This is a genomic window from Amycolatopsis minnesotensis (assembly GCF_039529815.1).
GTDB lineage: Bacteria > Actinomycetota > Actinomycetes > Mycobacteriales > Pseudonocardiaceae > Amycolatopsis > Amycolatopsis minnesotensis.
Genome location: NZ_BAAANN010000036.1, coordinates 32,858 through 55,086 on the forward strand (window position 1 = coordinate 32,858; position 22,229 = coordinate 55,086).

14 protein-coding genes are annotated in these 22,229 nt (G+C 70.6%); 8 read left to right on the forward strand and 6 right to left on the reverse strand.

Annotated elements, in window-relative coordinates:
- Window positions 1–20 precede the first annotated feature (20 nt).
- The 5 genes from ABD256_RS34210 to ABD256_RS34230 all read left to right on the forward strand — a co-directional run bounded on the left by ABD256_RS34210 (window position 21) and on the right by ABD256_RS34230 (window position 8,768).
- Complete coding sequence (locus ABD256_RS34210) at window positions 21–710, forward strand: helix-turn-helix transcriptional regulator (protein WP_344428737.1); 690 nt, start codon at window positions 21–23, stop codon at window positions 708–710.
- A gap of 556 nt (window positions 711–1,266) precedes the next feature.
- On the forward strand, window positions 1,267–1,773 hold the full coding sequence (locus ABD256_RS34215; protein WP_344428739.1) for a sigma-70 family RNA polymerase sigma factor: 507 nt from the start codon (window positions 1,267–1,269) through the stop codon (window positions 1,771–1,773).
- A gap of 270 nt (window positions 1,774–2,043) precedes the next feature.
- The gene (locus tag ABD256_RS34220; protein ID WP_344428741.1) at window positions 2,044–4,743 is read left to right on the forward strand and encodes a hypothetical protein; all 2,700 of its coding nucleotides are present in this window, start codon (window positions 2,044–2,046) and stop codon (window positions 4,741–4,743) included.
- Between the two features lie 21 nt (window positions 4,744–4,764).
- Window positions 4,765–5,685, forward strand: a complete 921-nt coding sequence (locus tag ABD256_RS34225) for a hypothetical protein (RefSeq protein WP_344428743.1) — start codon at window positions 4,765–4,767, stop codon at window positions 5,683–5,685.
- Window positions 5,670–8,768: an AAA family ATPase gene (locus ABD256_RS34230; RefSeq protein ID WP_344428745.1), complete on the forward strand. Its 3,099-nt coding sequence runs from the start codon at window positions 5,670–5,672 to the stop codon at window positions 8,766–8,768. The genes ABD256_RS34225 and ABD256_RS34230 overlap by 16 nt, the downstream gene beginning before the upstream one ends.
- 66 nt (window positions 8,769–8,834) lie before the next feature.
- Here ABD256_RS34230 and ABD256_RS34235 read toward each other — a convergent pair whose 3' ends face one another.
- From ABD256_RS34235 to ABD256_RS34250, 4 genes are all read right to left on the reverse strand, one after another.
- The gene (locus ABD256_RS34235; protein WP_344428746.1) at window positions 8,835–9,941 is read right to left on the reverse strand and encodes a WXG100 family type VII secretion target; all 1,107 of its coding nucleotides are present in this window, start codon (window positions 9,939–9,941) and stop codon (window positions 8,835–8,837) included.
- The gene (locus ABD256_RS34240) at window positions 9,928–10,380 is read right to left on the reverse strand and encodes a hypothetical protein (protein ID WP_344428748.1); all 453 of its coding nucleotides are present in this window, start codon (window positions 10,378–10,380) and stop codon (window positions 9,928–9,930) included. The genes ABD256_RS34235 and ABD256_RS34240 overlap by 14 nt, the downstream gene beginning before the upstream one ends.
- A gap of 117 nt (window positions 10,381–10,497) precedes the next feature.
- Window positions 10,498–10,866 (reverse strand): hypothetical protein, encoded by a 369-nt coding sequence (locus ABD256_RS34245; protein ID WP_344428750.1) that lies wholly within the window; start codon window positions 10,864–10,866, stop codon window positions 10,498–10,500.
- A gap of 185 nt (window positions 10,867–11,051) precedes the next feature.
- Window positions 11,052–12,461, reverse strand: a complete 1,410-nt coding sequence (locus tag ABD256_RS34250) for an Hsp70 family protein (RefSeq protein ID WP_344428752.1) — start codon at window positions 12,459–12,461, stop codon at window positions 11,052–11,054.
- A 198-nt stretch (window positions 12,462–12,659) separates the two neighbouring features.
- On the opposite strand from ABD256_RS34250, the gene eccCa reads away from it, so the two are divergent.
- Together eccCa and ABD256_RS34260 are read left to right on the forward strand one after the other, a co-directional pair.
- On the forward strand, window positions 12,660–16,640 hold the full coding sequence (eccCa, locus tag ABD256_RS34255) for a type VII secretion protein EccCa (protein WP_344428754.1): 3,981 nt from the start codon (window positions 12,660–12,662) through the stop codon (window positions 16,638–16,640).
- The gene (locus ABD256_RS34260) at window positions 16,637–17,788 is read left to right on the forward strand and encodes a S8 family serine peptidase (RefSeq protein ID WP_344428756.1); all 1,152 of its coding nucleotides are present in this window, start codon (window positions 16,637–16,639) and stop codon (window positions 17,786–17,788) included. Before eccCa ends, ABD256_RS34260 begins: the two co-directional genes overlap by 4 nt.
- A 626-nt stretch (window positions 17,789–18,414) precedes the next feature.
- Here ABD256_RS34260 and ABD256_RS34265 read toward each other — a convergent pair.
- Window positions 18,415–20,184 (reverse strand): hypothetical protein, encoded by a 1,770-nt coding sequence (locus ABD256_RS34265; RefSeq protein ID WP_344428758.1) that lies wholly within the window; start codon window positions 20,182–20,184, stop codon window positions 18,415–18,417.
- Complete coding sequence (locus ABD256_RS34270; protein ID WP_344428760.1) at window positions 20,184–20,507, reverse strand: hypothetical protein; 324 nt, start codon at window positions 20,505–20,507, stop codon at window positions 20,184–20,186. Before ABD256_RS34270 ends, ABD256_RS34265 begins: the two co-directional genes overlap by 1 nt.
- A gap of 335 nt (window positions 20,508–20,842) precedes the next feature.
- Here ABD256_RS34270 and eccD point away from each other — a divergent pair, with 335 nt between their 5' ends.
- Entirely contained in the window at window positions 20,843–22,207 is a 1,365-nt protein-coding gene (gene eccD, locus ABD256_RS34275) for a type VII secretion integral membrane protein EccD (RefSeq protein ID WP_344428761.1), read from the forward strand.
- The last annotated feature ends 22 nt before the right edge of the window (window positions 22,208–22,229 follow it).

The following is a 22,229-nucleotide window of genomic DNA, read 5'->3' on the forward strand; positions in this document are numbered from 1 at the left end:
CCGATCTTGGGGGGATTTCAGTGACTGACCTGAAGTGGTCGCCCGCCGACACCACCGACACCGCCGACACCGCCGAGGCGGTCGTGGCCGTCGCCGTGCACGCGCCGGACCCGATGACCGGGCTCGGCGCGGCCAGCATGCTTGGTGCTGATGAGCGGGTGAAGGTGCTCGTGGATGCCGATTCGGCGCGGGCCGAGGTGATCGTGGCTGTCGCGGATTCCATTGATGACAGTGTTTTCGCGTTCCTGCGCGAGGTTCGCGCCGCGTCGGAGCTCGAGTCGCCGCCGCGCTGTGTGATCGTCACCGAGCACTTTCGCAGTGACGTCCTGATGGCCGCGCTCGAATGCGGCATGGCCGCGTTGTTGCAGCGGAGCGCCACCGGTGCCGCGGAACTGGTGCGGACCGTCCTCGCGGTCAGCCAGGGCGTGGCGTACCTGCCGCCCCGGTTGCAGGGCAGCCTGCTCAAGCAGCTCAGCCGGATGCAGCAGGACGTGCTGGAACCCAACGGTCTGACGTTGTCCGGACTGTCCGCGCGGGAGCGTGAGGTACTCCGGATGGTGGCCGATGGCCATGGCACCGAAGAGATCGCGACCGCGCTCGCGTACTCGGAGAGCACGGTCAAGAACGTGCTGCACGGCATGATGAGCCGTTGTGGCCTCAACAACCGGGCGCACGCGGTCGCCTTCGCGCTGCGGGCAGGCGCGATCTGACACCTCGGCGCACCGCCTCCGGCGCTTCGCCTCGTGAGGGCGCCGGAGGCGGGTGACCGCGAACAGCGCTACCCGATTCGTTTGCCCGAAGGCACTCGATCGTCTGCGCGAACGCGCTCTCGCGCACCCCGGTGGTCCGCTACCTCGCGTAGGAAGCCGATCACTACGCGGAATATCCTGGTGCACGGCAGTATTTTCGGACTGTCTTGCTGGCGGAAGTACCTTGGGCCGGATTTTTCTGGGCCGTCGCCCCGTATTGTTGTTTCCGGCGAGACCTTTCCTGTCTGGACGGCAAGTGGCCGGCAGGCAGGTACGAGCCGAGGACCGCGTGTGGACGGTCGACATCAGTGCAGTGGATTTCTTCGGGTTCGGGGGAACGATCGCATATGTCTTCAGGTGAACGACGGCATTCAGGCGGCAATCGAATTTCGAACATCGGTGTTCGGGCAAAATGTCTGGCGGAACGGGCAGTGCCGATGAACCCGGGCCAGAGGGCCGGCGTCTTCCTTTGCGTCAACGACTTCTCGAAGCGGACCAGAAACGCCGAGGCACGATCATGACCACTTTGGAAGAGCACATCCAGGCACACGGCGCCGCGGTCCTGTCCTACGCCACCAGGGTGACCGGGGATCGGTATCTCGCCGAGGACGTGGTGCAGGAAACCTGGTTGCGCGCATGGCGCAACCTCGAGCGGCTCACCGAGGACCGCGGTTCGGTGCGGGCGTGGTTGATCCGCGTCACCCACAACCTCGCCGTCGACATGCACCGCAGCCGCCGGGCCCGTCCGGAGGAGGTCGAGCTGGTCGACCACGCGCTGGAGACGCTCACCCCGGTTTCGACTCCCTGCGAGGAAGTGGAGACCCGGATGGTCGTCGGCGCGGTGCTGGAAAACCTCTCCGCCCGGCACCGGCGCGCCGTCGTCGAAGTGTACTTCGCCGACCGCACGGCGTCTTCGGCCGCCGTAGCGCTCGGGGTGCCGCCCGGCACGGTCAAGAGCCGGGTCCACAACGCACTCCGCACGTTGCGGGAGGCGTTCCCGCAACCGCTTGCCGAAACGGCTTGAACCGAAAGGGATGCGCCGGGACTGTGCATTTTTTTCGTGATCCAGTTTCGCATTCCCGCGTTTCTCCGATGCGGACGGCGGATTTCGCTCCGGAGGGTGGAACATGTTCCGTGGATATCGACGAGGAAATTGGCATCGCGCTGAGCGGCGATGAGGTCGTCGCGGCACGAACGCCCTCATCCGGGGGCTGACGGCGACTCGTCCGGCCGAATTGGCCGGATCGTGAACCCCCGCGCGGGGCCCGGCCGTGTCGTAGCTGTCAGAGGAGGCATGGTGGAGGCATCGATCGAGGTCGGGCGGGTCGGGCAGGCCCTCGTGGTCGGCCGCCCCGGCGCCGACCGCGAAGCGATCGCGCTCGCGGAGGCGGCCCGGCCCGAGCGGGGCCGGACGACCGTGGTGGTCGGCGCGTCGGCGGTGGACGCGGTGGCCAGGATCGATCCGTGGGTGATCGCCGACATCGCCGAGACGACGACGGGCAGCCTGCGGCTGGTGGCGCCGAAGCTCGCCGTCGCCGCCGAGGACAAGGCGTGGCCGCCCGCGCGGTTGCTGTCGGAGCTGCTCGGCACCGAGGTCGTGGTGCCCGAGCGGATGCCCATCGCGCTCCCGGACGGCAGCCTGTTCGTGCCGGGGTCCGGTGCGGGCTGGGTCGCCTACCGGTCGGGCGGGCCGCCCTTCCGGGTCGGGCCGCGGTTGCCCGTGCCGCCCTGGCAACGGCACCTGCCCGTCGCGTTGCCGCCGGGCGTCGCGCAGATCCCGTTCGGGCTCTGGGTGCGTGCCGGGGGAGGACTGCCCCGCCCCGGCGACCCGTTGTTCCGGCAGCCGCCCGACCCGGACCGGATGTTCGTCGTCATCGGCGCCCCCGGCGAGTCCTCGCCCGGTCCGGAGGCGGTCGCGAGCCTGCTGCGTTCGCTGACCGAGGAAGGACGCGATCGGGCGGTGCTCGCCCACTACGGCTGCCCCGGGCTGGCCGACGAGGTCGTGGCCATGCTGGGCAGGCCCGTCCGGGTGGCGCACGGGGTTCCGTTCGAGCGGCGGCCGGTGGTGGTCGACGAGTCGGGGAACCGGGTTTGGCGGCCGTTCGCGGTGGAGAGCGTGTACCTGCCCGACCGCGGGCCCGTGCTGGACAGGTGGGTCGCGCCGGCCCCGGAGATGGTCCTGACCGGGCCGGGTTCGTACCGGCTGGTCGACGGGTGGAAGGTCGAGGTCGTGCCGCGCGGGCTTCTGGTCAAGCCGGAGTCGCTGCCGGCGGAGCCGGAGTGGGAGACGGGGACCGGCCCGAAGGCCGAGCTGGTGCTGGCTTCGGATCGCGAGGTGCCTGCCACCGTGGTGGCGGCGGTGGACGAACTCGTGCGCGGCCTGTCCGACGACGCCGTCGCGAGCCTGCGGATCGTCCCGCTGACCTGGCCGGCGGCACTGGCCGCGCGACGGCTCGAAGCCACCGATCGGGTCGTGTGGCCCGGCGCGCTGGAGGCGGCGCGGGAAGACCAGGCGGCTGCCGCGCTCGAAGCCGAAGACGTGGCGCCCCCGGCCGGCGTGGTGGTGACCGCGGACGGGCGAGTGCTGCCTGCCGAACCGGTCCTGACCGCGTCGTCGTGGGATTTCCGGTCGCCACCGGGGGAGCAGGCCATCGGTGCCCCGGCCGGGCGGGAAGCACCGGAGGAGTCCGCGCCCGCGGGCGAACCCGCGCGGCCGCAGCGTCCGGAACCGGCACCGGCACCGGCGACGGCGCCCCCGCGCCACCGGCACGTGCCGGTGGAAGTCCCGTCGCGTATCGAGTCCACCCTGTCCGCCACGGTTTCCGCCTCGTCCGCGAATCCGGTGGAGGAGGAGCCCGCGTTCCTCCCCCAGACCGAGCTGACGCCGCTGAGCCCCCACCTTCCAGCCGAACCCGTCCCGGGCAGACCTGGTTTACCCCCCTTGAGCCAGGTCTCCCCGAGTGGGCCGGTCCCTCCCCCGCCGGGACCGGCCCACGGGGACGACACGACGTCCGTCCCGCTGAGCGCGGTCGAACCGGCTCCGCCGACCAAGGTCCAGACCGTGCTGAACACGGTGCGGCACGCACGGGTGAGCCAGGCCGGGGCCAGGTCGGTCGCCACGACCCTGGGCACCGTCGTGCGCCGTGCGGAGGCGTTGCCCCCGCTGGTCGCCAGTGCCGAGTCGCGCACGTCGGAGGCACCGGTGGCGGCGAGCCCCAAGACACCGGAGCCCGAAGCGAAGGCGCCCGAGGCACCCCCGGTGTCTTCACCGGCTGTGCGAACCGAACCGGCGCCGCGAGCCGCGGTCGCGAGCAGTCCGGTGGAGGTGCCTGCGGACGCGCGGAGCACGCCCGAGCAGCGCAAGAACGTCCGCGACGCACTCGGCTCCAAGTACGACGTCGCCACGCGCGCGGTCACCAAACTGCTGTCCGAACGGCCGGGTCTGCGGGCGAGCCGGGGCGAAGAGGGCGCGTTGCTGGCGGAACTGGCCGCGGTCCGCGTGTTCGGGGAAGAGCCGGGAACGACCTACGACACCGATTTCCACGTGTGCCTCGCGGGCGGGCTGCGCAGGCTGCCGACGGTGCGGACCGTCGTGGTTCGCGGCGTCCCCGACGACGTGGCGCTTGCGCCGGAAACCCTGGTGCGCCTGCGCGAACCACTCGTCGCGGCCCCGTCCGACTCGCCGCACGCGGTGGGCGGGACGGAGGCGCTGATCTGGGCGACCACGGCCCGCAGGCTGCACGGCCTTGTGCACGTGGCCGGTCCGGACCAGCTCGACGTTTCCCGTGACGTGGTGCTGCCGGGCCATACCCGGCTCAGGGTGCTGGGGGTCGAAGGCGGGCCGGTGCGCCGGATCCTGCTCGCCGAAGAAGGCAGCGAAGGCGAAGAAGTGCTCGCCCGGCTGCGTGCGGCGGCCAAGGGGCGGGCGGCCGCCGAACTCGACGGCGGTCCGGCGGCGAACGGCCGGTGGTACGGCCCGCTTCCCGCGGCCTGAAGCGAAAGAGGTTCTTGACTGATGGACACCACGGTCGACCGGCGGGCAACGGCGGAAGCCGCGCTCGACCAGGACCCGCACGATCGGTTGCTCCGGCTGGCCGGCCGCGCCCCGGACGGCTGGCTCGCCGTGGCCAGGGAGGAACTGGGCGCCGGTGACTTCGAGCGGGTGACCGAGCTGTTCGCCGCGCTCGAGCCGGTGCTCGGCGCGCAAACCCCGCGGCGGTACCGGTTCGCCCCCGACGGCGACGTCCCGCGGGACGAGGCCGACGAGGCCGACGAGGCCGTGGTCGCGGCCGTGGCGGGCGATCCGGAGACGGTGGCGTGCTGGGCGGCGATGCGGGACGGCGCCGACCGGGTCTACCTGGTCCAGGCCGACTACGACGCGGACCTGGCCGGTATCACGCTGGACGTGCAGCGGGGCGTCGACGAGGACGCGATCCCGCGCGTGGAGGTGTTCGCCCCGGACACCGAGCTGCCCCGGTACCACGAGCGCGCGCTGCGTTCGGCCGTGCTGCTCTGGACGAGGGATCCGCTCGGCGAGGTGAAGGTCGCCCGTACCTTCGACGGGGCCTCCGCCGAGTCCGGCCCGTGGTTCGCCCCCGCGCGCGAGCTGGTGGCGGACCCCGGTGAACGCCGGCGGCTGCTGGACTTCTTCGACGCGGGCGAGGTGCTGGTGGAAACCGGTGCGCGGATGACCGACCTGCTTTCCGGTGCGGCCGGCGCGGTGCCCGCGGACCTGCGCACCGACGGTCGCTGGGTGTGGTCGGACGCGACGCGCTACTACCTAGAGCGGCACATGCTGGCCCCCGACATCGAGCTGGCCCGCTACGCGATGGCGACACCGTCCGCCCGCACGCCGCTGTCCCCATTGGACCGCTACCGCGCGCTCACCGCGCTGAACCCGGAAAACGAGGAGGGCCCGCTATGGCCAGCAGGATGACCGGCACGCGGGCGATGCTGAGCGTTTCGCCCAGCGAACCGGAATGCTTCCGCACCATCACCGACGCGATCGCGGCGGCCACCGACGGCGATGTCATCTCGGTGCGGCCCGGCGCGTACCACGAGTCGATCGTGCTGGACCGCGACATCAGCCTGTCCGGCGCCGGCACCCCTGGCCAGGTGCGCGTGGTGGCCGTCGGTGATCCGGTGCTGGCGCTGAACGCCGAGCACGCGAAGCTGTCCGGTATCGCGCTCGTGCACAGCGGCGGTGACATCGCGGTGGACCTGCGCGCCGGGGTGCTGGAGATGGGCGAGTGCGAGGTGTTCGCCGATTCCGAGGTCGCGATCACGGCGCGCGGCGGGACCGGGTTCAAGGCCAGCGACTGCGAGGTGCGCAACGCCGGTGGCGCCGGCCTGCTGGTGTACGACCACGCCAAGGCCGAGTTGCAGGGGTGCACGTTCGTCGCGGTCACCAGCACGGCGGTGGTGTCCCGCACCGGCGGGATGCCGACGTTGACCGACTGCGTCATCAAGGAAGCCGGTAGCGCGGTGCTGGTCGCCGCCCGCGGCCTCGGCACCCTGCACCGGTGCCGGATCGACGAGATCGGCGAGAACGCGATCGTCGTCGAGCAGGAGAGCGAGCTGGTGGTCAGTGCCACCGATGTGTCCAATGTAGAAGGTGTGGCGGTGCTGGCAGCCGAGTCGCGCCCGATCCTGCGCGACTGCCGGATCAGCGACACCGAGGCGCAGGCCGTGGTGGCCGTGCGCAACGCCACGATCGACCTGGAACAGGTGTCGATCGCCCGCGCCGGCGGGTACGCGGTGCAGGTGCGGGACGGGGCCGCGGCGCACTTGTCGACCTGCGCCATCACCGAATCCAAGCACGACGCCGTGTTCGTGGACACCGACGGCGCGGTCAAGCTCGTCGGGTGCGAGATCAGCGGTGGCGCGGGTGGCGGGCTCGTCATCGACGGGCAGGCCGAAGCTTCGGTGTCCGACAGCAGGATCACCCGGGTCGCCGCGGCGGCGCTCTCCGTTCGCGGCGAGGCCAAACTCGCCGTCGACGGCGGGATGTTCAGCGAGAACCGGTCCGGGGTCGAGTGGCTCGGGCAGGCCACCGGCGGGATGATCGCCTGCACCGTGCGGGACAACGAGCAGGACGGCGTCCTGGTGCGCACCGACGAGCCGGTGGAGATCCGGGCGTGCCGGATCGACGGCAACGGCACCGACACGCGGTTCCAGGGCGCCCATGTCGTCTTCGACGAATCCGGGAAGACCGCCGAGCCCGCGCAGCCCCAGTTGTCCGTGGTGCCGCGCCGTCCGGGAGGACGCGATGACGACCTCGCCGGGGCAGGCGATTTCAGCGCCGCCGGTGAGCTGGAAGGGCTCCTCGCCGAACTGGGTGACCTGGTCGGCCTGGACGGGGTGAAGCGCGAAGTGGAAACCTTGGTGCGGCTGCACCAGATGGCGGGGCGGCGGGTGGCTGCCGGGCTGCCGTCGCCGCCGATGTCCCAGCACCTGGTGTTCACCGGGTCACCGGGTACCGGCAAGACCACGGTCGCGCGCATGTACGGCCGCATCCTGACCGCGCTCGGCGTGCTGCGGAAGGGGCAGCTCGTCGAATGCGCCCGGCCGGATCTGGTCGCCGCCGTCGTCGGCGGCACGGCGATCAAGACCGCGGAGATGTTCGAAAAGGCGCTCGGCGGCGTGCTCTTCATCGACGAGGCCTACACCCTTTCGCAGGGATCGGGCGGCAGCGGCCCGGATTTCGGCCGCGAAGCGATCGACACACTGGTGAAACTGATGGAGGACCACCGCGACGACGTGGTGGTGATCGTGGCCGGGTACACCAACGACATGCGCCAGTTCCTGGCCGCGAACCCCGGGTTGTCCTCGCGCTTTTCCCGCACCATCGACTTCGCCGACTACTCCTCGTCGGAACTGGTCACCATCGTCGAAGGAATCTGCCAGCACAACCACTACCAGCTCGAATTCGAAACCCGCTCGGAACTGCACAGCTACTTCACCGCGTTGCCGAGGGACGCCGCCTTCGGCAACGGCCGCACCGCGCGCAAGGTCTTCGAGGAGATGGTCGGACGCCAGGCGTACCGGCTCGGTGATGTCACGGAGGTGACCGCGGACCAGCTGACCAGGCTGCTGCCCGACGATCTCGGACCGCTGCCGGGTGCTTCTGTCGGTGCGGGGGCAGGGAAGATCGACGAGGAACGCGTCGAACAGCTACTGGAGACATTGCGCGGCCTGGTCGGCCTGGCCGAGGTGAAGGCCGAGGTCGCGGCCATGGTCGACCTGCTGGCTTCGGCGCGGCGCCGGGCCGCCTACGGGCTGCCGTCGCCGCCGGTGGGCAGGCACCTGGTCTTCGCGGGTCCGCCGGGTACCGGTAAGACCACGATCGCCCGGCTCTACGGCTCGTTGCTGGCCGCGATGGGCGTGCTGGCGCAGGGGCAGGTCACCGAGGTGGCCCGCGCGGACCTGGTCGGCGAGTACGTCGGGCACACCGCGCGGCGGACCACCGAGGCGTTCGACCGCGCCCGCGGTGGCGTGCTGTTCATCGACGAGGCGTACGCGCTGTCTTCGGGCAGCGGGAGCGGCGGCGGCCACGACTTCGGCCGCGAGGCCATCGACACACTGGTGAAACTGATGGAAGACCACCGAGACGAGGTCGTGGTGATCGCCGCCGGGTACGAGCGGGAGATGGCCGGGTTCATCGCCGCCAACCCCGGTCTCTCCTCGCGGTTCTCGCACCGGATCCGGTTCGCGGACTACAGCGCCGACGAACTGGTCACCATCTTCAACCAGCACGCCGACACCTCGGGGTACGAGTGCACCGGGCCCACCGTGGCGGCCCTGCGCGCGCATTTCGCGGCGGTCCAGCGCGGAAACTCCTTCGGCAACGGCCGGTACGCCCGTCAGGTGCTGGACTCGGCCATCGCCTCGCACGCCCGCCGCACCCGCAGCATCCAAGAGCCCACAATGGACGATCTCTGCGTGCTGCTCCCCTCGGACGTCCCGGCGCCGCACCGGCCACAGGCGATGCCGGGGCGGGCGGAGGCCGGAGCGGGCTGAAAGGATGTTCCTGTCGAGTAGCCCGCCACGCGAGCGAGCCGCGACGCACCCGGCCCGGCACCGCGTTCAGGAATCCAGTGCCCCCAGGGTATCCCTGGCCCAGGTATCCCAGTCCTCGCGACCGAGCGGCGGCAACCGGGGCGGCCGGTCGTCCGATGTGGTCGGTGGCGTGCGGGTCTTGTCCCAGTGGCCGTTGAGCTTCTTGTCGAGGTAGTACGCGGGGTTCGTGGAGAACTTGCTGTGCGGGTTGAACGCGTTGTGCCCCGCGTCGCGCGCGCCGGTGAAGGCGCCGTTCTCCGCTCCGTACACCTCATCGCCGGTGGAACCGGTGGCCGCGTCTTGCGCGGCGGCCTCGGCGGCGCCGGTAGCGGCACCCCAGCCGATGTCGAGGGGCGCGTTGAAGGCGAAGTGCTTGCCGCCGTCCTTCCAGGTCTTCGGTGCGGTGCCGTCGAAGTGGCGAGCCGCGGGAATGTGCTCGCGCAGGGACTTCGCGGTTCCGGCCTTGGCGAGGCCGCCGAGCGCGCCGACGCCGAGGCCGACCGCGCCGCCGACGGTGGCGTTGATGGCGGCCGTTTTGAAGGTGTCGCCCCGGAATCCCGAGAGCTTGTGCTGGCAGATCAGGATGAACTGGTCGAGGAACACCACGCCGACCTGTTCGAGCAGGGACGCGGCCAGGTGGCTGATCAGCCCGATCACGGCCCTGCGGAGCACGGTGACGACGACCGCCCTGGTCGCGGCCATTTCGCCGGGGATGCTTTCCAGCGACGCGCCGAAGGTGAAGGGCGCGGCGGCTATTTCGGCGGCGATCTGGATGGCGAGCAGGACGAGGAGTTCGATGATGAGGATGCGCAGCATTTCGATCTGCACGGCCATCTCGTCCAGCGCGTCGGCGAGGCCGAGGCAGGTCTGCCGGATCGCGTCGAGGTAACCGCTTTCGGCCGTCAGCGGTGCGATGAAAGCGTCGAACTCTTCTCGGGTCCGCCCTTCCAAGGCGCTGTCGACTTGACGCACGCCCGCGCGAACCAGGTCCTGAACGGTCTCGACCTTCTTCGCGGTGGCGCGCCACTGGTCCGCGATCTGCCGGAGTTCGCCGGGATCGCCTCCCGGCCAGTCGCTGCCGACCAGGACTTCCAGCAGGTGCTGGACACCGGCGGGGACTTCAGTCGCGGGCATGGTGCTTCACCATGGCGGCGGCTTGATCGTCGGCGTCGACGAAACCGCGGGTGGTGCGACCGAGCCGATCGGCCGTCTCGTGGAGCACCTTCGCGAGCGCCTCCAGCGCGGCGGGCACCTGCCGGGCGGGTTCGGTGTACCGGCTGCCGAAGGCCGCCCCTAGCGGGTCCGCTCCCCACGGCGCGGTGTCCGATGTGACTGTGTCCGATAGCGACGTGGTGTGCGGCGCGGTGTTCGCGGCCTGCGATGCCGCCGCCGCGGCTTCCTGGAACGCCGACACCGCGTGCATCAATTCGGTGGGACGCACCGAAAGCACCCCGCCCGGCAGCCCTCCTCCCCACGCGGGAGGAGGGCTGCCGGAAAGGGCGTTCACCCCGGGTGCGGAGACGGGTGCGTTGCGATAGCCGCCGGTCGGGCCGTCGAGTGCGGAAGGAGCCACGAAACCCAGTCAACAACCCGAATCCGGTCGGGGGCCACGATCTTCACGCATTCCCAACGCGGTCGCCGTCGTCTTTACGCAGTTTTGGCCGGAAACCCGCACAACGGTACTGGGCGACTACAGCTTGGTGTACTTGAACGCGGTGAAGATGTACTTGGTCGTGATGGCTGTCGAGGGCCCGTTGTTCGCGTTGTCGACGGGGGTGGTGAAGGAGGCGGGGTTGTCCGTGCGCTTGACCTCGAGGTAGAAGCTCTCGCCGGGAGCGACCTTGCCCTCCCAGCACGGACCGTAAGAGGAGACCACCAGGGACGAGCGGCCACCGTGGCCGGGGAAGACGGCCTGCACGGTGTAGTCACTGCCGTGGTTGCACAGCTTGAACGTCGCGTCGCCGGTCGTCGCGGCCTGCGCGGTTCCGGGCACTACACCGGCGGCGATGGCGCCGAGCGCGGCCGTACCCAGGAAGATCTTCTTGGTCGCGGAGGGCATCGTGAGTGATTTCCTTTCACCTGAATGAAGCGATCGTGTGGATGCTCCACCAGATTTGCACCGTGCGCGACGATCGGACAACGTATCCGTGGTCGATCTGCCCGTTCGACGACTGTCGGATAACTGTGCGGACATGGAACTGGTGCTTGCGATTCGCCGTGCCCTGCGGTCCGAAAAGGACGGCGCTATCCGACGAAACCGAGCCCGGCCTCGTTCGCGTCGCCGCGCACGAGCGGCTGCGACGGGATCGACGGGGTCGACGGCCCCGGTGCCCCCGCCCCGGGCTCCTGCGTTTCGGAGGCGAGAAGGAGCAGCACGGTGGTGACCGCGGCGATCACCACGAGGACGCTGGCGGCGATCACCGGCACGAGCCACTTCTTGCGGGCGGGTTCCGCGAGGTAGCTTTCGTCGGAGGCGAGTGGCGGCAGCGGCCGGACGAAGGGCAGCGCCACGGTGTCCTGTTCGACCGGAGCCGACGAGGGCAGCGCCACGGTGTCCTGCTCGAAAGCGGGCGGTTTGGCCGGGGCGGGTGCCTTGGCGGGACTGGTCGCCGCGATCGCCGCGGCGCCCAGCGCGACGGTGAACTTCGGGTGCAGGGTGACCCGGACCGGCTTGCCGAACTCCCCGAACACGAGCTGGGACACGAGCGGGATCCGGGAGGAGCCACCGGTGAGCAGGATGGCGGAGATGTCGTCGGGGCGGAGCCCCGCCGAGGTGATGGTGCGGCGGAGCGCGTCGATGGTCAACCGGACCGAAGGTTCGATCATCGCGTCGAAATCGGCGCGGGAAACGGAGATCTCGCGTGCGCCGGACGGTAACGGGACGGACAGCTCCGCTTCCTGTGCTACGGACAGGGTTTCCTTGGCTCTGGTGCACAGGGCGCGGATGGAGCCGAGCGCGGCCGCGGCGGCGGGCTCCGCCGGGTCGAGTGCGCTGATGGCGCCGCCGAGCCGCCTGTCGAGGTCGGTGAACAGCACGTCGTCGAAATCGATGCCGCCGAGGTGCTCGATGCCTTCGGGCGTACCGAGGATTTCCATACCGCCGGGGCGGATGCGCAGGATCGTGGTGTCGAACGTGCCGCCGCCGAGGTCGTAGACCGCGACGGTTTCGCCGTCGCCGAGCCTCCGTTCCCGCGAGTAGTGGGTGGCGGCCGCCTCCGGCTCGGTCACCAGCCGGTAGTCGCGCAGGCCCGCCAGGCGGGGGACTTCGGCGAAGTGCTCGCGGCGGTACGGGCCCCAGACCGCGGGGCAGGTCAGCACGACCGAATCCGGGGGACCGCCCTGGGTCTTGGCGACCTCGGAGAGGACGTCGCGCAGTTGCGCGGCCATCAGTTCGGGCGGGGAATACTGCCCGGCCCCGACGGGGAGCCGGGAAGGATCGCCGAGCCGTCGTTTGAAGCCGCGGGCAAGCGCGGCGGGACCGGCCGCGCGCGCCAGTGCGACGGCACCGGTCAGCAGCGATCCGTCCGGCGTGGTGCCCGCCACCGAGGGCACGACCACCCTCGACGACAACGGCACGACGTTGATCCCCCCGGACCCGCTCGCGGCGGCCGAGGTGAACGATGTCCCCAGATCGATGCCAACGCCGTACCCCACGGCATGTCCCTTCGTCGCACGCATGCCTCTGCGTGGAGGCTACGGCGATGCGGGGGCGAGCACCCCTCCCGCGAGCGAACAGGCAGGTTTTCCTGTCCCTTCGCGCGGTGCGGCGGCGGTTTCCGCGTCCGGCTGAACCGGTGGGGCGGGGTGAACCGTGTGGTGTGTGGGTACCACACGCCGTGAGGAGCCGACGCGATGACGACGACGCTTTTCCGCCGCCCCGGGCGGGAGAAGCCGCCGGAGATGCCGACCGGTGAGCTGTCCATCGAGGAGCCGCCGACCCTGCCGGAGAGCGGCGGCAGCAAGGACATCATGTCCTCGCTGATGGTCATGCCGATGATGATGGGCACCGGCGTGTTCATGCTCGTCTACATGGGACGGACGAACCCGTGGCTCGGCATCGGCATGTTCAGCCTGATGCTGCTGATGGCCGTCGGCATGTTCCTGATGCAGATGGGCAGGGGCGGGGCCGAACGGCGGCACAAGCTGCGCGGGGACCGCAAGGACTACCTGCGCTACCTCGGCCAGATCCGCAAGCAGGTGCGCACCGCCGCGGTCGACCAGCGCGCCGCGCTGTCCTGGCGCCATCCCGACCCGGCCGGGCTGTGGTCGGTCGCGATGACCAGCCGCCTCTGGGAGCGCCGCGCGGCGCACGCCGACTTCGCCGAGGTGCGGCTCGGCACCGGTCCCCAGCGGCTCGCGCTGAAGGTGACGCCCCCGTCCAGCAAACCGATCCAGGACCTCGAACCGCTTGCCGCCCGGTCGCTTCGCCGGTTCATCAACGCCTACACCACGGTCTCGAACCTGCCGATGGCGTTGTTCCTGCGCGGGTTCTTCCGGATCCGCTTCAGCGGTGACGCCGACGCGATCCGCGGCACCGTCCGGTCGATGCTGGCCCAGCTCACCACCTTCCACTCCCCGGAGGACCTGCGGGTGGCGGTGTGCGCGTCCCCGGAACTGGCCGGGTCGTGGGAATGGGTGAAGTGGCTGCCGCACGCGCAGCACCCGCAGGAGCAGGACGACGCCGGCCAGGTGCGGTTGCTCGCGGACGGCGTGGACGCGTTGACCGAGCTGCTCGACGCCGAACTCGGCGAGCGGGGCCGGTTCGAGGCGGCCGCTTCGCCGAACCGCGAAGAACCGTACGTCGTGATCGTGCTGGACGGGGTCACCGTGCCCGCCGAGTCGCGGCTGGCCGGCGCGGGGTACCGCAACGCGATCGTGCTCGACCTCAGCGGCGGGCTGGAGGAGGTCAGCGGCGCCACGGCGCTGCGGCTGGACGTGTCGGAGAAACAGGTCGAAATGGTGCGCACCAACCGCACCGGCAAGGAGGTCCGCACCCCGCTGTGCACCCCGGACCTGCTCAGCGTCGCCAGGGCGGCCGCGCTCGCGCGCGTCGTTTCGCCGTACCGGCTCGGTGGCGGCACGACCGACGTCGCCGAGCCGATGCAGACGAACTTCGAACTGACCCGCCTGCTCGGCATCACCGACCTCGACGACTGGGACCCGAGGACGATCGCGCGGACCGGGCTCACCAGGGACCGGTTCCGCATCCCGCTCGGCATCGCCGAGGACGGCACACCGGTCGAGCTGGACATCAAGGAGTCCGCACAGGGCGGGATGGGCCCGCACGGGCTGCTCATCGGCGCCACCGGTTCCGGCAAGTCCGAGCTGCTGCGCACGCTCGTGCTCGGCATGACGATGACGCACTCGTCGGAGATCCTCAACTTCGTCCTCGTCGACTTCAAGGGTGGTGCCACCTTCCTCGGCCTGGACAAGCTGCCGCACGTGTCCGCGCTGATCACCAACCTCGCCGACGAGGCGCCGCTGGTCACCCGCATGCAGGACGCGTTGCACGGGGAACTGGTGCGCAGGCAGGAGTTGCTGCGCTCGGCGGGGAACTACGCTTCGCTGCTGGACTACGAAAAGGCGCGGCTGTCCGGTACGCCGCTCGATCCGCTGCCGACGCTGTTCGTCATCGTCGACGAGTTCAGCGAGCTGCTCCAGTCCAATCCGGACTTCGCCGAGCTGTTCGTGATGATCGGGCGGCTCGGCCGTTCGCTCGGCGTGCACCTGCTGCTGGCCAGTCAGCGCATCGACGACGGCCGCATGCACAAGCTGGAAAGCCACCTGTCCTACCGGATCAGCCTGCGCACGTTCTCCGCGATGGAAAGCCGGTCGGTCATCGGGGTGCCCGACGCCTACCAGCTCCCCGCCGCGCCGGGCAACGGCTTCATCCGCACCGACGTCGCGATGCTGGTGCGGTTCAAGGCGGCCTACGTCTCCGGCCAGCACCGGCGGCGGACGCGCGAGGAACGCCAGGAGGAGGTGCGGCGCCAGGTCGTCCTGTTCGGCATGCACAAGCAGGTCCGCGACGAACCGCTGAAGTCCACCGTGGTGCTGGAAGACGAAACACCGGACACCGGCGTCGATCGCGCCGCCACCGGTGAATCGGTGCTGGACGTGACCGTGGAAAAGCTGCTGGAGCACGGGCCCCCGGCGCACCAGGTGTGGTTGCCGCCGTTGGAGGACCCGCCCGCGCTGGACCACCTGCTGCCGCCGCTGGAAGTGGACCCGGTGCGCGGGCTGGTCGCGCGGGACTGGCCGGGGTGCGGGCACCTGGAGGTCCCGATCGGCGTGGTGGACAAGCCGTTCGAGCAGCTTCGCGACCTGTACCTGGTCGACCTGGAGGGCGCCGGCGGGAACGTCGGTATCGCGGGCGGCCCGCAGGCGGGCAAGAGCACGCTGCTGCGCAACCTGATCGCCGCGCTCGCTTTGACGCACTCGCCCGCCGAGGTGCAGTTCTACTGCCTGGACTTCGGTGGTGGCACGCTCGCCGCGCTGGAGCGGCTGCCGCACGTCGGCGGTGTCGCGGCACGGATGCAGGAGGAACAGGTCTCGCGGACCATCGCGGAGGTCCAGACTCTCCTCGCGCACCGCGAGCGGTTGTTCTCCGAGCACCGGGTGGCGGGCATGGCGGCTTACCGCGAACGCCGTGCCATGGGCGAATTCGCCGGCGAACCGCACGGCGACGTGTTCCTGGTCGTGGACGGCTGGGGCCTGCTGCGCACCGACTTCGAGCAGCACGACATGTCGCTGCGGCAGCTCGCGCAGCGCGGCCTCGCCTACGGCGTGCACCTGATGATCACCGCGAACCGCTGGTCGGACGTCCACAGTGGACTGCGCGACCAGCTCGGCACCCGGGTGGAGCTGCGGCTCGGTGACTCCATCGACTCGATGATCAACATGCGGGCGGCGGCGCAGGTGCCGCAGATCCCCGGCCGCGGGCTGACCGCCGACCAGCGCCACTTCCTCGGCGGGGTGCCGCGCGTCGACGGCATGGCCGGCATCGCGGGCCTGCAGCAGGCGACCGCCGATCTGGTGGCCGCCGTCCGGGACGCCTGGCACGGCCCGAACGCGCCCGCGGTGCGGATGCTGCCCGAGGTGCTGCCGGTCGAGGCACTGCCCGATCCGGAGCCGGGGCCGCGCGTGCCGCTCGGGGCGGGCGAACTCGATCTGATGCCGGTGTGGCACGACTTCCGCACCAGTCCGCACCTGACCATCGTCGGCGACAGCGGCAGCGGGAAAACGGGCGCGCTGCGGCTCATCACGCGGGCGATCACCGGTCTGTACAACCCGGACGAACTCCGCATCATCGTGATCGACCCGCGCCGGACGCTGATGGAGTCGGTTCCCGAGTCCTACCGCGAAGGGATGGCCGTCGCGATGGCCGCCGCCGAGAACCTCGTCAACGGGGTGGCGGCGCGGCTGAAGGAACGGGTGCCCGATGCCGACATCACCCCGGCGCAGCTTCGCAGGCGGGACTGGTGGAGCGGGCCGGAGTACTTCGTGCTGGTCGACGACTACGACCTGGTGCTCAGCGGGATGGGCGGGCCGCTCGACGCGATGATGGAGCTGATCCCGCAGGCCGGGGACATCGGCCTGCACCTCGTGGTCGCGCGAGCGGGCGCGGGCGCGGGCCGCACGAGCATGGATTCGGTGATCCGCCGCATGCAGGAGTCCAACAGCCCGGAGCTGACGCTGTCCATGCCACCCGGCGAGATGCCGTTGCTCAACGGCGCGCGGGGCAGGCAGCTCCCCCCGGGACGCGCGGTCCTGGCCAGCCGCCGCGAAGGCATCGGCCTGCAAATCGGCTGGCTGGACGAGGTGGCGGAATGAAGCGGGTACTGGCGATCGCGGGCGCGGCCGTACTGATGTTGTCGGTGGCGCCCCCGTCCTCCGCCGCGGGGGACGACGAGCCGACCGGTCAGTGCGCGCCGCCCGCGAAAACCGTGATCCCGCAGGAATCATGGGCGCAGAAGCGCATCGCCGCCGACCGGGTATGGCCGCTCACCACCGGCTCCGGCGTGGTCGGGGTGATCGACACCGGGGTCGCCGCCGGTGCCCAGTCGCTGAACGGTGCCGTGCTGCCGGGCACCGACCTGCGCGGGGGGAAGGGTGACGGCGACTGCTACGGGCGCGGCACGTTCATCGCAGGGCTGATCGCCGCGCGGCCCGGCACCGGGCCGTTCGTCGGGGTGGCACCCGGTTCCCGGATCTACCCCGTCCGGGTGAGCGACGACCCACCGAAGATCCAGGACCACGCGGGCCTGTCACGCGATATCGGCCAGGGCATCAAGTCCGCTGTGGACGGTGGCGCCACGGTGGTCGCGGTGGGCCTGCAGGCCACCATCGGCACGCCCGAACTGCAGCAGGCCGTCGAGTACGCGGCCGCGAAGGACGCGGTGGTGATCGCCCCGGCCGTCGTACCGAAGCAGGGTCAATTGGCTTTCCCCGCAAGGCTTCCCGGCGTGGTTTCGGTGGCCCCGCTGACGGCGGGCGGACCGGTCACGAACCAGCCCTACGGTGCCGATCCGTCGGTGGCCGCGCCCGCGGGCGACCTGGTGAGCGTCGCCCCCGAAGGGACGGGCAACCGCGCGGGCTCCGGTACCGAACTCGCCGTCGGCTACGTGGCGGGCACCGCCGCGCTCATCCGCACCTACCACCCGACCCTGTCCGCCGCGCAGGTGAGGGACCGGCTGCTGAGGACGGCCGATCACCCGAGCGCGCGGCTGCCGGACAAGTACGTCGGCTACGGCGTCGTCGACCCGTACGCCGCGGTGAGCACCGTGCTGGACAACGACGCGCCCGTACGCCCCGCGGCCGAACAGCTTCCCATCACGCTGCCGAAGGAGCGGGATCCGGAGCCGGGCAACCGCGCGATGTTGTTCGCCGGCATCGCTGGTGCGGTCGCGCTGCTGATCGCCGGGCCCGCGGTGATCGCGGCCGCGGAGAAGAAGAAGCGGAAGGCCGCGAAGTCCACATAGGACGTTTGCCATCGCGGCGGGGGTTTCCCGAAGGGTGCTCCCGCTCGATCGGCTGGTGCGGGGCGTATGCCCTGGGAGTGGCCTTCGGGGACTTGAGCGCCGCGAACTCCACTCTGGTAAGGGCTCCGTGCTTCCTCGGCGGGTTCCGGTGGATGCCGTGAAGGGCGCCTTGGGGGAATCTGATGCCGCGGTCTTGGCTTTCGTGGTGGGTGGGGTGGCAGCGCCGATGCCCTGAAGGTCGCCTTTGCGGCGTTGGATTCGCTCAGGGGCCCTTTCGGGGCATGTGGTTTGGCGTGGAGCGGGCGTGCGCAGGCTTCATCCGCGGCTTTCGTGTCCCGCAGGCGCCTCTTTCGGGGTGCGGGCGTGGGGTCGAGGAAGGGATGTGAGCTGTGAAATCCTGTGGATGCTGTGAAGGGCGCTTTGGGGGAATCTGATGCCGCGGTCTTGGCTTTCGTGCTGGGTGGGGTGGCAGCGCCGATGCCCTGAAGGTCGCCTTCGCGGCGTTGGATTCCCTCAAGGGCCCCTTCGGGGCATGCGCAGCGTCTCGCCGGTTGCCGCGAGGGTGGAGAAAGTGGCGCTGGATTCCCCGAAAGCCGCCTTCGGGGCATCGACAGGACCGGATGCGGTCAGGGCGCCGATCCGTAGGTGGCTTCCTTGATCTTGCGGCGGGTGTAGTCGTCCATCGTCTTGCTGCCGGACTTCCACAGCGTTTCTTCGATCCCGCCGGCGGGGAACGCCTTGTTGTTCGCCACCGAGTTCACCCCGCCGCGCACCGCGCCCGTGGCGCCGCCGAGCAGCGCGTCCTTCCAGATGTCACTGCTGTTGCCGTTGCCACGGGACACCTCGGCGGCGGACTTGGCCCCGCCGTTGGCGGCGCCCTTGATCGCGTCCTTGGGGATGTCGTAGAAGACGGTCTCCTGCCACTTCTTGGGACTGCCGAACGAGGTCCGCCACTCGTTGTTCCGCAGCACGAACCTGAACTTGTCGCTGAAGCCCGTCTGGTCCCACGCGAGCGCGCGGCTCGCGTCGCGCCCGATCCACGCGTTCGCTTCGTCCCTCGCGAGCCGGTGCGCCGCGTCGGTCGAGTCGACGGTGTGGTTCGCGAGCGTCTCGTTCCGCTGCGCGTCGGACAGGTTCCGACGTGACGTGCTCAACGCGTTTTCGGTGGTGCGCAGGCCATCGGTGGCCGCGGTGAACTCCGCGCGCGCGTCCGCCAGCTCGCGGGCGGCGTCGTCCACCCAGTTCGGGTTCCCGGACGCCCGGTACATGTCCAGGCGCATAGCGGTCGTTTCGACGCGGCTGCCAGCCCGGTCCGCCGCGTTCCGGTACGCCCGTGCGGTCTGCTCGTGCGTCCGCACCTCGTCGGTGAGCCGCCGGACCTCTTCGTTCGCCCTGGTTCGCCCGCGCAACGCGGTGTCGTAGGCACCTCGGGTCGCCGAAAGGTTTCCGGCGAGGTTGACGTTCTCGCCCGGCTTGTCCGTGACGCCGAGGTTCCTCGCCCGGTCGTAGGAGTTCTTGGCGTTGCCGAGCAGGCGGTGCGCGTCGGAGGGCGGTGGCCCGTCCGGCCTCGGCCGTGGTTGCGGGCCGATCTTCTTCACGAAGTTCTGCACCTGCTTGACGAACGGGACGAACTCGGGAGTGCCGTCGGCGCGGCGCTTGACGTTGCCCGCTTCGTCGACGGCCTTCTTGAGGCCGCTCTTCTCCAGCGCGCCGCCGAGCCCGCCGATGCCGCCGCTGATCCCGGCGCTGATGAACAGCTGCGCCGGATCGATCTTCTTGTGCTGGATGCCGGCCGAGACCAGGTTCGCGGTCAGGTCGATCGCGATGTCGCGGACGCCCTCGGTGATCATGCGGCCGTAGCCGACGCCGAACTTCGAGGTGTTCCAGGTCAGTTCGTTGACCGCGTTGACCCACGTCCTGGCCTGGTTCAGGAAGCGCACCAGCGCGTTCAGGGCCTCGGCGAGGATCCGCAAGACCCGGGCACCGGTGGCGACCAGGTAGTTCAGCCACGCCTGCGCCCAGGCGAGCAGTGCCGGGAACGCGGCCGCCGCGGCGTAGAAGGCCAGCATGGCGGCGATCTGGACGCTCAGCTCGATGATGATCTGCAGGACCGACTGGTGGGTCTTCGCGTGCTGTTGCTGCCTGGCCGCGATCGCCGCGGTGCGCTGCGCCTCCTCCTCCGCGTTGCGCATCAGGGGGATCGCGCGTTCGGCGAAGGCGTTCGCGGCCTCGCCCCGCCAGTCCCGCAGGCCGGACGCGGTCAGCTTGGCGAGGTGGTCGCTGTGCTCGTTCAGGTACGCCGAGATTTCCGCCCAGCTCTGCGCGTTGTGGTCAAGGGCAGCCGGACTGCCGCCCGGGTTCGTGAGGCCGACTTCGGCCAGCGCGCTCTGCGACATCACTTCGCCCGGTGGATTTCGGTGGCGGCGGACTCGGCATCGCTCGTGGTGTTCTTGAAGTGCTTCGCCTGTTCCGCCAAGGCATCCGCGGTCTCCGTGAGACGGCGGCGCATCTTCTCGAGCCGTTCGAGGGTCTGAGCGACGTTCTCCCGGTAGGCCCGTTCGGCCGCTTCGGCGTTCGGCGTCTCCCCGTAGGCACCGTTGGTGCCCGCGGCTTCCGCCCGGAATCTCTCGATGCGCGTACGCAGCTCTTCCGCGGAAGCCCGGAACTCCTGGCTCAGGAGCCAGAGGCGCTCCACGTCCACCGAGACCAGATCAGGCACCGGTCATCCTTTCGTTGGCCTGCACCGGAATCGACGCTACTGGCGATCGGAAGCGGTCCCTGGCCACTTCGCCCAACGGACCGGAGCAGGCCGGTCAATGTTCACTCCCAGGTCACCGGGCGGGGAAAGCGGCCAGTGTTTCCAATCGAACGGGCAAAACCCTTGCGTGCGGCGCCGTTGCCCGATCGTTTAACGGCGGGTTACCGGAATCACCCGCGTTCGCGCGGTCACGGCCGGCGGTGAACCGTGAACGGGATCTGTGCCGTGTACGTGGCATGGAGGCGACTAGCACGAGCACCGCGGCCACGAGCCCGGCTGCCGGTGGATCGAGTGAGATGTGCCGGCTCACCATCACCGGCCCGTCCTCGCGCGTCGAACTGGCCGTTCCCGCGCACGTGGCGATCGCCGATCTCATGCCGACCGTGCTCGGGCACCTCGATCCCAGCCTGGCCACCTCCGGTATGGAGCACGGCGGCTGGGTGCTGCAGCGGCTCGGCGAGGAACCGCTCGACGAGGACGTCGGTACCGCCGAAGCCGGGCTGTACGACGGCGATCACCTCTACCTTCGTCCGCGCGACGACCAGTTGCCCGCGGCCGATTTCGACGACCTCGTCGACGGTGTGCACACCGGCCTGTCCGGCCGCCGTGACACCTGGCGCCCGGCGTTCACCCGCCGCACCAGCATCATCGCCGGTGTCTTTTGCGCGCTGCTGGCGGTGTTCCTCTGCACCTACGCGGCAACGGGAACCGACGTCGCCATCGGCGCGGCCGTCGTCTGCGTGCTGCTGCTCGCCGGTGCCGCGGGTCTCTCCTGGTACGTAGCCGAAAGCGACGGGCGAGCGGTGACGCTGGCCGGCGTCGGCGTGTTCGCGGCCGCGGTGGCCGGGCTCGCGTTCCCCGGTGGTGGCGGGCCTCCGGACTGGTTCGACGGCTCCGGCATCCTCGGCGCCGGGGTGGCGATCGCGGTCGCCGCGACCGTGGCGAGGGTGTCGGTGAAGACCGCCCAGCCGGTGTTCCTGGCGGTGGCCGGGGGTGGGGTGCTCACCGCGCTCGGCGGTCTGCTGAGCGCGCTCACCGGTATCGGCGACGTTCCGACCGCGGGCATCGTCGTCACGCTCGCGCTCGCACTGACCAGGTTGGCCCCGAGTATCGCCGCCTGGCTGGGAAAGCTGACGGTGGAGCCGGTGCCGACCACGCTCGACGAGTTCCAGGAAGGGCTCGATCCGCTTCCCGGCGACGACGTCCTCCGCCGCGCCGCCGAGACCGACGCGCACTTCACCGCGATCCTCGCCGTGGTCGGTGCCGTGTGCGCCGGGGGACTGATCGCGCTGGGCATGGGCGGCCGGTGGGACACCACCCTGCTGACCGCGCTGATCAGCCTGCTGCTGCTGTTGCAGGCCCGCGAGGTCGTCGGCGTCTGGCACCGGCTTTCCGCACTGGTGCCCGCCGGGATCGGGCTGACCACGTTGTTGCTCGGGGCGAGCGCCGAGCTGCCGACGGTCGGGCGGCTGGGCGTGTTGCTGGGGCTGCTTTCCCTGTGCGGGCTGGCCATGGCGGCCGCGCAGACCCTGCCAGGCAAGAAGCTGATCCCGCGCTGGGGCCGGTGGGGTGACATCTTCCAGTGGATCTTCGCGCTGGCCGTGCTGCCGATCCTGTTGTCCGTCACCGGTGTCTACGGCTGGATCGCCAGCCTCTTCTGAACCGTTTCCAGCACCGAATCCG

Excerpts from the sequence above, each read along its gene's own strand:
- ABD256_RS34215 (WP_344428739.1), top strand. The coding sequence starts at position 1,267 with ATGACCACTTTGGAAGAGCACATCCAGGCACACGGCGCCGCGGTCCTG.
- ABD256_RS34220 (WP_344428741.1), top strand. The coding sequence starts at position 2,044 with ATGGTGGAGGCATCGATCGAGGTCGGGCGGGTCGGGCAGGCCCTCGTG.
- ABD256_RS34225 (WP_344428743.1), top strand. The coding sequence starts at position 4,765 with ATGGACACCACGGTCGACCGGCGGGCAACGGCGGAAGCCGCGCTCGAC.
- ABD256_RS34230 (WP_344428745.1), top strand. The coding sequence starts at position 5,670 with ATGGCCAGCAGGATGACCGGCACGCGGGCGATGCTGAGCGTTTCGCCC.
- ABD256_RS34235 (WP_344428746.1), bottom strand. The coding sequence starts at position 9,941 with ATGCCCGCGACTGAAGTCCCCGCCGGTGTCCAGCACCTGCTGGAAGTC.
- ABD256_RS34245 (WP_344428750.1), bottom strand. The coding sequence starts at position 10,866 with ATGCCCTCCGCGACCAAGAAGATCTTCCTGGGTACGGCCGCGCTCGGC.
- eccCa (WP_344428754.1), top strand. The coding sequence starts at position 12,660 with ATGACGACGACGCTTTTCCGCCGCCCCGGGCGGGAGAAGCCGCCGGAG.
- ABD256_RS34260 (WP_344428756.1), top strand. The coding sequence starts at position 16,637 with ATGAAGCGGGTACTGGCGATCGCGGGCGCGGCCGTACTGATGTTGTCG.
- ABD256_RS34265 (WP_344428758.1), bottom strand. The coding sequence starts at position 20,184 with ATGTCGCAGAGCGCGCTGGCCGAAGTCGGCCTCACGAACCCGGGCGGC.
- eccD (WP_344428761.1), top strand. The coding sequence starts at position 20,843 with ATGTGCCGGCTCACCATCACCGGCCCGTCCTCGCGCGTCGAACTGGCC.